Below are 11,481 nucleotides of genomic sequence, written 5' to 3'. Positions count from 1 at the left end.
TTTGGAAGTCAGGAATCCCTGAAGTTCGCTCAGAACCTCGACATCTATGCGGATTATAAAGCCAATTTTTTCAACAACTTGAGAAACTTAGAAAGGGGCGACCCAGATGCGACACCGGAAGCACTTTTTGCCGTAGTAGATTCAGAAAACCCTCCGCTACGTTTCTTTTTAGGCAGTCATAATTTACCCTGGGTGCGCGCTGCCTATACGGAACGCCTGGCGACGTGGGAGGCTTGGGAAGAAGTTTCCAACTCCGCACAAGGCCAACTCAGATAAGGAACCTAAAAACAGGAAAATTTCTTGATAAAGCACGTATTTCAACCTCCTGAATTTCCTGAAGGACGGCTAGCCAAAGTCTGGCAGCGGCCAACCGTCCTTCAGGAAATTCAAGAGATTACGAACTGTTTTAGCTATTAATCGATGAAAAAAGAAGAAAACAGCCCATCTAAAATCGAGTCGCTAACCGATGCGCACCGGGCTTTCGGTTTAGCTGAGCCTCAGCATCCGCTGGTCAGTCTGATTAATGGCTCTCACACACCGGTTGGCGGGCTTTCCTCAGCTCATATACTGGGCTTTTATAAAATATCGTACAAACCCAAACTGGGCGGCCGGTTAAAGTACGGCCAGAGTTACTACGATTTTGACGAAGGCGGTTTGCTGTTCGCTTCTCCCGGTCAGATAATCGGCGGCAATGACAACGACCCCAGCGTATGTTCTAACTATACGCTACTGATTCACCCGGATTTCTTTTTAGGCTATGCCCTGGCCAAAACCATTCGGCAGTATGGCTTCTTTTCGTACGCAACCAATGAGACTCTGCACCTTTCGGAAGAAGAAAAAGAAACAATCATTCAGATTTTTAAACTGATAAACAATGAGCTGAACAGCCGAATCGACGATTTTAGCCAGAGCGTCGTTATTGCTCAAATTGAGCTGTTGCTGAACTACGCGAATCGTTTTTACAAACGTCAGTTTATTACCCGCAAAGCCGTAAACCACGATCTGCTTCAAAAGCTGGAGGACGTACTGAACGATTATTTTGTCAATCAAGTATCTCTAAGCCAGGGCTTGCCAACCGTCAGCTATCTGGCCGAACACGTTAATCTATCCCCCAGTTATTTAAGCGATATGCTACGGTCACTGATCGGTCAGAATGCGCAGCAATACATTCACGACAAACTGATCGAGAAGGCCAAAGAAACACTGTCTACCACCACCTTATCAGTTAGCGAAGTGGCCTACGAATTAGGCTTTGAGCACTCGCAATCATTTAGCAAGCTCTTCAAAACAAAAACCAACCTGTCGCCCCTGGAATTCAGACGGTCGTTCAATTAAACCGATAGGCACCGATAGGCATAAGGGTTTAGCCTACCAAGGACTTATCCCTGTATCGGGTGCGTTGTCGTCGCTGAAAAACTGACCCGTTGGGCCATCCGCATCCAGCGTGGCAGCTTTGACCAGCCGCGCAGCTGCATCAGGTACGGTACCCGGCCCGCTATGGTGATTAAAATCCGTAGCTGTGTAGCCAGGGTCAACCGCGTTGACCTTAAACGGCGTATCTCTCAGGTCATAGGCCAATATAATGGTGTAGGCATTCAGGGCGGCTTTGGACGATACGTAGCAAGCCCCTTTTGCGTGATAATACTTCCAGTTGGGGTCAGTATGGAGCGTCAGCGAGCCTAAGCCGGAGGTAACGTTGACGATTCGGGGATCTGGCGCTGTTTTCAGCAGGTCGATAAAAGCCTGTGTAGTTTCGATTACACCGAATAAATTGGTTTCAAACACGTTTCTGAACACGCTGATATCGGTATCGAGGGCCGTTTGTGGAAAGCCTCCGCTGATACCCGCATTGTTAATCAACACATCCAGCACATCAGTTTTTCGACCCAGGTCCTCACGGGCGGCTTTTATGGACTCCAGATTATCAACGTCAATGGTGATCACCTCTACGTTGTCGAAGCCTTCCGATATAAGCTGATCGACCGCCTGCTGACCTTTTTGCGCATCGCGACTTCCCAGATAAACGTAGTAACCTTTTTGCAATAACTGCCGTGCAGCCTCGAAACCGATACTCTTGTTAGCTCCGGTAATCAGTACTTTTTTCATGATTCATCTATTTTTTGATGGCACAAACCTACGGCACATGCAGAAAGCAACTGAAACACATTCTTCGACATTACTGGTACATTTCACGGGTGACGGCCCGATACTCGGCGGGGGTCAGGCCCGTTTCGCGTTTAAAGAAGCGGCTGAAATACGACGCATCCGCAAATCCCAGATCAAACGCAATCTCTTTTAACGAATGCTGGGTATGAAACAGCAACCGTTTGGTTTCCAGCACCAGGCGTTCGTGGATATGGACGATGGCTGGCCGTCCGCTCTGGCTTTTCACAACTTCGCTGAGGTAACCAGCCGATACGTGAAGCAAAGAGGCATACTCACTCACCTGATGCAGCTCGCGAAAGTGTTCATCAATGGTAAGCTGGTACTTCTTCAGCATCAGTTTGTCAACTGACAACGTATTACTCTCAAATTGGTCCGTATATAGTCGACTCAAATAGGTCAGTAACACCGTCAGGTAAGCGGTAACCATGCGCTGCTGCCATTCGCCGGGACGACAATACTCCGCGTAAATCTTCGTCAGCAGATCGTCGACAAAGGTTGCATCAGCGTTGGTAAGCAGCAGTTCATGCGCATTCTGCGGGTTGTGAATAAGCGGCAGTTTGGCTAGAGCAGCGTTTTCCTGCAAGGCCAGAAACTCAGTCGTAAACGCCAGAGCTGTACCCCATAAGGGTTTGGGTTCTTCCTTTACTATTAACTGATTGGGCGCAAATACGTAAAAGCTATTGTCTTTCGTTACGTAGGGCGTCATATCTACCCAATGGCGGCTGCTGCCCCGACGGACGAATGCCAGCAGGTAATAGTCTTTTCGATGCGGCAACAGCAGCTCCGACCGATGGGCCAGGTGCTCTTCAACCTGAAGCATACTGAATAACTCACCTTCCAGAACGGGGTCCTGAGCCAAGGTATAAATCGGTACGGGCTGATCAATACTGATTGTATTCATTCCTAAAAGTAAGGAATCCTGATCACTACGTGGTTAAAACGTAGTGCTTCCTGCGCTCGACTTACCAAATACCCATTCATACCGAAGCCATCTACTACTTCAGTTCAAACCCTACCGTCTGGTTATCTTACTCTCTGAGTAAATAACCATCAATATATCTGTACCAATCGGGCGGAATGCAAGCTGGTAAAGCTGGTTGTTGTTTACCTACCGCTTCTGGGATGATCGAACAATTTCGTTGAGCAGAATGGTTAAGTCGTTGTTCATCAGTTGTAGTTCGGTGGCCAGTTGACCCAGCATGGTCGAGCGAACGGTTAGCTCTTCAGCGGTGTAGAAAGTGCCATCGCCAAAATAATCGACCTCCCGTCGCTTACGATGACGTGTCTGCCTGGCTTCAGTATCGAGCGACACCAGAATGTCCCATCGGCTCCGCAGAGCATCGACCAGCGGGGGCGTATTAGCTGATTTAGGCTTGTTGAGATAATACCAGACCAGGGGAGGAAAAACGGGCGATGTGATCGAATGTACCCATATATCCCGTAATGGATTGCGCCGATGACGATAGTCGGCCCTGGGTGGCTTTTGCCACAGAGACGTAATGCCCAGACCCGCTTCCAGCAGACCGCCCCCGATACCGGCCCACTCGCCTGTGTTGTCATGGTCGCCTAACTTGAGCATACCAACTGCCAGCGCTGTCAGTGCACCGGTCGTAATGGCACTGATCGTCATGGCCTTTTCCCGGCTGTTTTCCTGCCGTGTCAGCAACGTAGCGGTTAACGTGGCGCGTTTACTGTCGCAATCGACCAGTGCAACTGCCGTAGCAATATCAAAGCTGGCCAGTTGAAGCTGATCGGTCATTTTTTGCCGCAGGGTCAGGTACTCGTTCGAGGCTGGGCCATCGGGGGTTTGTTGCCGTTCCAGCAACGTAGCGCGTACCAGTAAGGGTGTGAGTCCTACAGCCTGCGCCATCCGAAGCCCACGTTCACCATAACGCTGCCGAAGCAGCGAATCATCCGCCGAGCCAGGCTGCAAATCGACGGGGTGAAAGACATAGCCTGACGTACCGCTGGAGTCAATTGCGCAATTATCATTGGCCACTTTCGCCAGCGTAGACGCCGTCTGGCGGGATGTCATACAACTGGTAAACGTAGTGGCAAAAAGCAAACTTATCAGATAACAGGGCAGAAGATTAAGTCGATGGGTAATCATGCAATCAATTCAGTTATAGAAAGACATGAATTATGGGCAATGCTCATTAACAGATAGTTAATAGGCTTTTTGTCATCCCGGCGAAGGAGCTACTCTTGATTCTCGTTAAAAAGAAGTTGTTTGTTGCTAGGGAGAAGTCAGCTTGCCTGACGACTTGTTTCCGGTACAAAAAACCAGAGCACGGCCAGAGCGACGACGGCCAGCGCAGCCAGTGTCAAAAACGCGACATGGTAACTCGTTTGCTGCAACAGCATTCCGGCAAACGCATTGCTGAGCGAAGCTCCCAGCCCAACGGCCGTAGCAATAGCTCCCTGCGTAGTGTTGAACAGACCCGACCCGCGCGTCAGATCCGAGACAATCAGGATGGACAACACGCCGAAAATCCCCGCGCCCACGCCGTCCAGAATCTGGATGGCAACCAGCAACACCGGATCGCTCGTTAAGGTATAGAGCAGGCCACGGATGGGCAGTACAGCAAAGGCAATGAGTAACAACCGCTTACGTCCCCCGGCGGCCAGTTTCCCGGTCAGGTAACTGGCGGGAATCATGACGAGCTGCGCCACAATGATACAAGCCGACATGTATGCCGATGACGCACCTGCGCTAATTCCCTGAGCCAGTCGCTGACCCAGTAGTGGTAACATGGCGGCATTGGCAAAGTGAAAGAGCACACAGGCCAGCGCAAAAAAGAGGATCGACCGATTACTGAGGATGGCCTGCCAGCCTGAGCGTTTATCGTCACCCTCCTGTTCGTCTTCTTCCGGACAACCACGGGCCAGCTGATGGTCGATGTCTTTTTCCTGAATGCGCCAGATGGACAGACTACTCAGGACCGACATACCAGCCAGCAACAGGAAAATTCCTTTTGTGCTGACGTAGTAGCCCAGCAAACCAGCCAGCAGAGCCGCAAATACGTTCCCGGCATGGTTGAAGGTTTCATTACGGCCAACACGCTTATCCAGGGCTTTCGGCCCAACCAGTCCCAACGTAATAGCGGCAACTGCCGGGGCAAACCAGGCGGCTGCCACGCCCATGATAACCTGACCACCCATAATCACCGGATAAGTTGGCAGGGTAATGGTTATAATGGCGGCAAAGGCAATCAGGAGCGATGCGATGATCGAATAGATACGTTTCCGGCGGGTTCGGTCAACCAGCGCACCTGCCGGTGTCTGAGCCACTACGGTTGCAATGCCCATTACCGACATGGCAATACCGATATTCTGCGCATCCCAATGCAGCGTTGTTAATAAGTAAATAGCCAGATACGGACCCAGTCCATCCCGAACGTCGGCTAAAAAGAAATTGGCGGCATCCAGCGCGCGCAGACTTGTTGAGCTGGGCTGCCGGGTCGTTGGTTTCGGAGATAATTTAACCATCTTTTAATAATCTACCAGCGTTGCGTAAAGTGAAGACGAGACAACGCCTTTCAGAATATGTAAATATTATACCGAAGCAAACGAACGACCGAAACGACGGGTTAGCTTCTGATTTTAGCGAATCAACCCCTTTTGCAGACCCCAATTACTTATACGATTCTGTAGAGAAAAATACCTAATATTGTTTCTGGATATACTCATGGTTAATACGAATCGCTCTGGCATGAAAAACGATTCATATTAACCATGGCGCTAGAATCGCAGGGATTGCGTAAGCTGAATCCGCACTAACGAACCAGAAACGACTGGCCGTTGACGGTGATCTGCGTAGCATCCACAATGGTTTGTTTCGAGAGCCGGACCTGTCCTTCGCCAAGCGGGTGAACGTAACCCTCTACGGCAATCGTGCTTTCTTTGGGGGCTATACTAATCAACTGAGCCGCTGCGTGAGGTGGTACACGTACCAGTGTCTGATCGCTCAGGCGTACCCCCTTGACCTGACCCTGTCGGTCTAGCTGATAATCAACCACTTTCCCTTTTACACTCGCGGGCGTCGGAGTAGGCAAGGTTGCCGGACCAGCCGGTGGTGTATCCGTCACAACGGTTTGGCCACTGGTCAGGCTTACCAGCTGGAAAACAGTCGTCCCTTCGGGTGTCGTATCGGAGGAGCCGGTCAGGGTCACTTTACTGCCTGCTTTACCAGCGGCCTGGATCGCCTGACCCATGCGGGCAGGAAACTGAACGGCGACGGTCTGCGAACCCGTGTTGAGCGTAAAGCCATCCAGAACCGATTCATCGTTGGCCGTGAACTGCTGAACCGTACCGGAGAGAGTTGTCAGAGCGACCATGCCAGACGCTTTTGGTGGCCGGAGTCCGGCAAAAGCAACGGGACCAGGTCCACCGGGACCACGACCGGGAGTTATTGGAGGTTGCGCCTGGGTTGTTAAGGTAGCGGCTACGCCAAGGATGGTTAGTAGCGATACGAGCTGATGGTTGCGTTTCATAATTCTTAGTTGATTAATTACGAAGGCAAACCTATCGCTCCCGTCTAAGGACGATCTGAGGAAAGAATTAATTTATCTTAAGCTTCACCTTAAGGTTCATTCTGTCAGAAATACAGGTGGTAGAGCCAAACGACACCCAGTGTACAGAGTAGCGGAATTGTCATCACCAGAGCCCCCAGTCTGAGAAACGACCAGGCGCTTACCGACTGCCCTTCCCGGCGTAACGCCACTAGCCAGAGTATCGTAGCCAGCGAGCCCGTTACAGACAGATTAGGCCCTAGATCAATACCAATCAGAATGGCACTTTTAATCACTTCGGGGAGTTGGCCTGCCTGAACCACAGTGCCCGCAATCAAACCCGCTGGCAAGTTATTGACCAGATTACAGGCCATTGCTATCCCGATGCCGCTAAGCCAGGTTGTTTCTGAAACCGATCGAGCCGTATTGGTCCGTAACAACGTAGTCAACTCTTCAATCACTCCCGTCTTGGCCAGGGCTTCTACCAATACAAACAACCCGGCTACCAGCGGCAGCACGGCCCACGATACGTCTTTAATAACGACCCAGGGGTTTTTCCTGGCTCTCATTAGAACCAACGCCGATGTAAGAATACCGGTGACGGCCGTGGGCAGACCAAGCGGTTCGTCAAGTGCCGATGCCCCTAACAGAATAAGCGCCGTAGCAGCAATCCCAATAATAGCCATCCGTCCACCCGGCGACAACGTCGGAATTGAAATATTCTGGGCAACAGACTCACGTAGCGCGTCGCGTTGGGTATAGCGTAAAATCAGGTACGTAGTAACAATGGAGACAACGGAGGGTAACGTATAGTGCCCCAGCCAGACCAGTAAGGGCGGCATGTGTGTGCCATAAATCACCAGATTAGCCGGGTTCGAAATGGGCAACACAAAGGAAGCGGCATTGGCAATAAACGCGCAGATGAACAGATAAGGCAATGGATTTTTAACCCTCGCCGTTTTCACCGCGGCTGCCACAGCCGGAGTGAGCACAACAGCCGTAGCGTCATTAGACAAAAACGTAGTGACAACTATGCCTACTAAATAAATCAGGCCAAAAAGCTGGCCGGCTGAACCATTGGCCCGCTGGGTAGCATGAGCCGCCAGCCAGTCAAAAAGCTTTTCTTCCCGAGCAGTTTCGGCCAGGAGCATCATGCCGGTCAGAAATAGATACACATCTGTTCCTCGGGCAATCCCTGACAAGCTTTCTGCAGGGGTGATCAGACCGAGCGCAAGCAACAGGACCGCTCCCCCAACGGCCCAGACAAATTCAGGTAGTTTAAACGGTTGAATGATAACGCCCCCAATCGACAAAAGAGTAATAATCCAGATGAGACTTTGAGTCATATGGCGGTAAAAATAATGCTGTTGCTCTGGATCATTCCCAATTTCATGCCGAAATCGGATTTCGGTGTAGCTTTCTAACGACGAACCTATCGAATTATAGCGGCAAATTCTGCTACCGACGGTACGTATGACTTAGCTTACAGTCATTTATGGGGCTACGTAGTGACCGCAGATCATAGATAGTGCTCACTTTTTGAGTGACGCTACGTATCTCATAACCATCGTCCATGAATAATCTGAATGGTTTCCGAAATTAGGTATCCCATCATTCGCTTTATTTAGCTGAGGAGTAGCCCAAACCATGTCCTAATTTAAACAGAGCGTACCCGGCAGATTCATTACTTCCCGGTACATCTGACTTATTTTCAGCGACCATCTGTTGAGAAGCCGGAATCGAGAAGGGTAATTTCCCGGTTGGACTATACGCCCCACTAACAATGTCCAGGAGAGCTGCAGAAGTGGTGCCGAAGGTAGCCACAAGGGTCTTGGCAGCACCCTGGTCCAGTTCATCAATGACCCAGGGATTGGAGAAATTGATAGCCACAACCGTTGGTTTACTTCGGATCAGTTCATTGACATGCTCAACATCAATTCGATTCTTCGACAATTGAAGCTCAATGGATTTCCCCTCTGAACTAAACAAACCACCTGCATTCGGAATAAGCCAGACTAAAATCACGTCAGCATCTTCTTTTTTTGACACAAATTCAAAGGGGCTTGAGGAGCCAGTCGGTTGATAAACGGTTATAGGATTGCCGCTTCGGCCACTGTTGTAGTAGGTTTCAAAATAAACTTTGGTTTTCGGCCGTAACGGCAGCTGGTTCGCTTCATTACGTAGCAGAACGATCGATTTTCGATGGGCTAAATCTGCTTTTTGCTGAAACTGAGCATTGCCGACAATACGCTGCGCTTTCTCAGCATCTACGTAAGGGTTTTCAAAAAGGCCCAACTGAAATTTTTCAGTCAGTAAACGCGCCACCGACTCGTTAATTCGGGTCTCTGAAACAAGCCCCTGCTTTACCGTTTCCAGTAAAACGGAGGGATCGGCAGTTCCTGAGAAAAGATCAACGCCCGCTTCCAGCGCTTTTTGATAACGTTGGTGCAGTGTGAGCGTTTCGACACCCCAGGGCATCATTTCAATAGGCCCCGTATCTGAATTGATAATACCCGTAAAGCCTAGTTTTTTTCGCAATAAATCCTGCAGAATGGCTTTGTTATAGGAAAAACCAACGGCTTCAAACGCTTTATCCTTGGGCGCTGAATAATAGGGCATAATCGCCGATGTACCGGCCTGAATAGCAGCTTTGAACGGTTTGAGATGATACTCGAACATACCTCCCGGGTAGTGCGCATACTTGCCCCAGTCGAAGTGGGAATCAAGCCCATTCTCCTGTGGCCCTCCGCCAGGAAAATGCTTGGTCGTCATGGCTACCGACGTAGTGCTTAGGCGGTTGCCCTGAAACCCCAGAATGACCTCGCGAATCATACCAGCGGCCCGGTCGGCGTCTTCACCAAACGTTCCTTCGATACGCTGCCAACGGGGTTCCGTGGCCAGGTCTGCCATGTACATGTAGCCTTTCCGCAGGCCGACTGCCGTCCATTCCTGCCGGGCAATATCGGCGAAGTCACGAGTCATTTTCAAGTCATTCATGGCCGACAGACCTAACTCACCCGGCCATTTGGAAAACGACGTAGCGCCTACACTCAAGCCAATGGCGGCATCGATAGTGATATGATTACGGGGATTAGAAGCTACGATAGCCGGTATTCCCAAACGAGACGATTCGCACAGGGCTTGCAGATTATTGGCCCACTCGGCAATGATACGTGCAGATGGATTGGCTCGTAAGATGAAATGCCGCAACTGAAACCGGCTTACCCCTTTCGTTGTACCAGCGGCCGACATGAGGGGTGTAGGCAAAGGCTTACGGGTAAACATATTGGTTGGCTGGATCAAATCTTCTTCATTGAAGCCGCTAGTAATCTCGGATTTAGCCGCATTCGCCTGAAAAGCGTTATCGCCAGCCATGCGGGTGGTGCTGATCAGCATGAAGCCTACCTTCTCCTCCAGGGTCATCTGGGCCAGCAAATCCTGCACTCGTGATTTTGCGGGTAGCCGCCAATCTTCGTAAGGGTCAAGTTTACCATTTTTATTCAGATCCTTGAATTTCAATCCATTTTGCGTCAGTACGTTCACGTTTTTTTGACCTAACGCGGGTTGCACTGGTTTTTGGGCCAAAACAGGAAAGGTAACAACTAAAAAGCCCAGCACGACAATTCTGAAATAATAGGATACAATGAGAGGTTGCAGCTTCATAGGTTGATAAGTAAAAGTGTGCCAGTCACCAACAGATCTATAATCGGTACGTTCTCAGGTTGTTTGGTGAACAACACTTCGGTTACATAAGGTTTGTTCTTAAAGGGCAAGTACATTCCTTCCTACTTCCAGAGGATACGTCTTGTTGTTCCACACAGGCGGTTGTCGTCTGATACGTGCACGACAACCGAAGCCGATTTTTGGCTTAGGTCAATGGTTTTGGAGCTTAAATACACCAAAGTCTTTGCGTATTAGGCACGAAGCAGCCATAATCCGATTAATGAGACAACCCAATCCAGTCATTCACTGAGCCTTCCAGGGCTTTTGCAGAACATCGACCCGGATCGACTGGGCGCTTAGCTCAGGAAGCACTAACAGCGTAAAAAGGCGCTATAATCTGCCGATGGAGCGCCACAGAGCAAGTTCTTGGCTGAATCGGTTGTCGATTACCTCACAGGTAGTATCAATCCGCATGGTTGGCCGGGTTTTCAGGTTATAAGCTGGCCAGGCCGGTACGTCCTTAGCTGCTGGCTTGCCGGTACGGGCGAAGGTTGTCCACAATTCGGCAAAGTGATGAGAAGCCGTAAATCGTTCGGGCCGATTCCCGCCGAAGAAGCTTTCTTTCGGCTGGGAGCCGTCGCGGGGCGGTATTTCATTGTTGAATTTAAAGGAGATATCCATGGCATGGGGCGTTCCCATCGGATAATCCGTACCGGGAATGGGCTTCTCGGATTTATACCCAAAATTATACAGGTACACCGGTGCTCCGCCCTCTTTTGCTTTCTTTTCTGCAATATCTACCGAACCCAGTCCCATCATGGTGATGGATGAAATGGCGACAAAAATCTGCGGAGCTGTTGCGTTAGGCGTCGCTTTTCGATACGTTTCGATAATTTTACGGGTATCCTCGCCATACTGCGGCTCCAGCTTTTTCTGTAAACTATCAAAATCCAGTTTGGCGAATTCGGTATCCTTCCGCTCCCAGGCGAAGAACGTGTACTCATCCTCGTTCCAGCCGACCAGTAACGGTTTGTTGCGGGAAATGGCCGGAGCCACCGGATCGAAGGGATGACGAGGCAGCACTCCACCATCGACCACCGGCCCAAAACCGCCGTAATTCCGGCGCATCATTCCCTGACTC

The 11,481-nt window shown here is 50.2% G+C and carries 9 protein-coding genes and 1 pseudogene; 2 read left to right on the top strand and 8 right to left on the bottom strand.

The window, feature by feature from the left end; genetic code table 11:
- Positions 1 to 276, top strand: a pseudogene (locus ACOJS8_RS01135) (short-chain dehydrogenase/reductase); the annotation flags it as partial.
- Between the two features lie 144 nt (positions 277 to 420).
- Positions 421 to 1,335, top strand: a complete 915-nt coding sequence (locus ACOJS8_RS01130) for a helix-turn-helix domain-containing protein (protein ID WP_420146688.1) — start codon at positions 421 to 423, stop codon at positions 1,333 to 1,335.
- A gap of 33 nt (positions 1,336 to 1,368) precedes the next feature.
- Here the strand turns inward: ACOJS8_RS01130 and ACOJS8_RS01125 are convergent, their stop codons facing one another.
- From ACOJS8_RS01125 to ACOJS8_RS01090, 8 genes are all read right to left on the bottom strand, one after another.
- On the bottom strand, positions 1,369 to 2,106 hold the full coding sequence (locus ACOJS8_RS01125; protein ID WP_420146687.1) for an SDR family oxidoreductase: 738 nt from the start codon (positions 2,104 to 2,106) through the stop codon (positions 1,369 to 1,371).
- Positions 2,107 to 2,176: 70 nt separating this feature from the next.
- Positions 2,177 to 3,067: a helix-turn-helix domain-containing protein gene (locus ACOJS8_RS01120; protein WP_420146686.1), complete on the bottom strand. Its 891-nt coding sequence runs from the start codon at positions 3,065 to 3,067 to the stop codon at positions 2,177 to 2,179.
- Between the two features lie 207 nt (positions 3,068 to 3,274).
- Positions 3,275 to 4,276: a hypothetical protein gene (locus ACOJS8_RS01115; RefSeq protein WP_420146685.1), complete on the bottom strand. Its 1,002-nt coding sequence runs from the start codon at positions 4,274 to 4,276 to the stop codon at positions 3,275 to 3,277.
- A 137-nt stretch (positions 4,277 to 4,413) separates the two neighbouring features.
- Entirely contained in the window at positions 4,414 to 5,655 is a 1,242-nt protein-coding gene (locus tag ACOJS8_RS01110; protein ID WP_420146684.1) for an MFS transporter, read from the bottom strand.
- Positions 5,656 to 5,942: 287 nt separating this feature from the next.
- Positions 5,943 to 6,659: a hypothetical protein gene (locus ACOJS8_RS01105; RefSeq protein WP_420146683.1), complete on the bottom strand. Its 717-nt coding sequence runs from the start codon at positions 6,657 to 6,659 to the stop codon at positions 5,943 to 5,945.
- 104 nt (positions 6,660 to 6,763) lie between these two features.
- Positions 6,764 to 8,023, bottom strand: a complete 1,260-nt coding sequence (locus ACOJS8_RS01100) for an arsenic transporter (RefSeq protein WP_420146682.1) — start codon at positions 8,021 to 8,023, stop codon at positions 6,764 to 6,766.
- Between the two features lie 274 nt (positions 8,024 to 8,297).
- A complete protein-coding gene (locus ACOJS8_RS01095; protein WP_420146681.1) occupies positions 8,298 to 10,340 on the bottom strand; it encodes a glycoside hydrolase family 3 protein in 2,043 nt (680 codons plus the stop codon).
- Positions 10,341 to 10,730: 390 nt separating this feature from the next.
- A partial coding sequence (locus tag ACOJS8_RS01090) for a carboxylesterase family protein (protein ID WP_420146680.1) occupies positions 10,731 to 11,481 on the bottom strand: 751 nt, incomplete at its 5' end.

Source organism: Spirosoma sp. (genome assembly GCF_048594605.1).
Lineage (GTDB): Bacteria > Bacteroidota > Bacteroidia > Cytophagales > Spirosomataceae > Spirosoma.
Note: the sequence above shows the minus strand (reverse complement) of the source record. Positions and strands in the feature narration are given on the sequence as shown.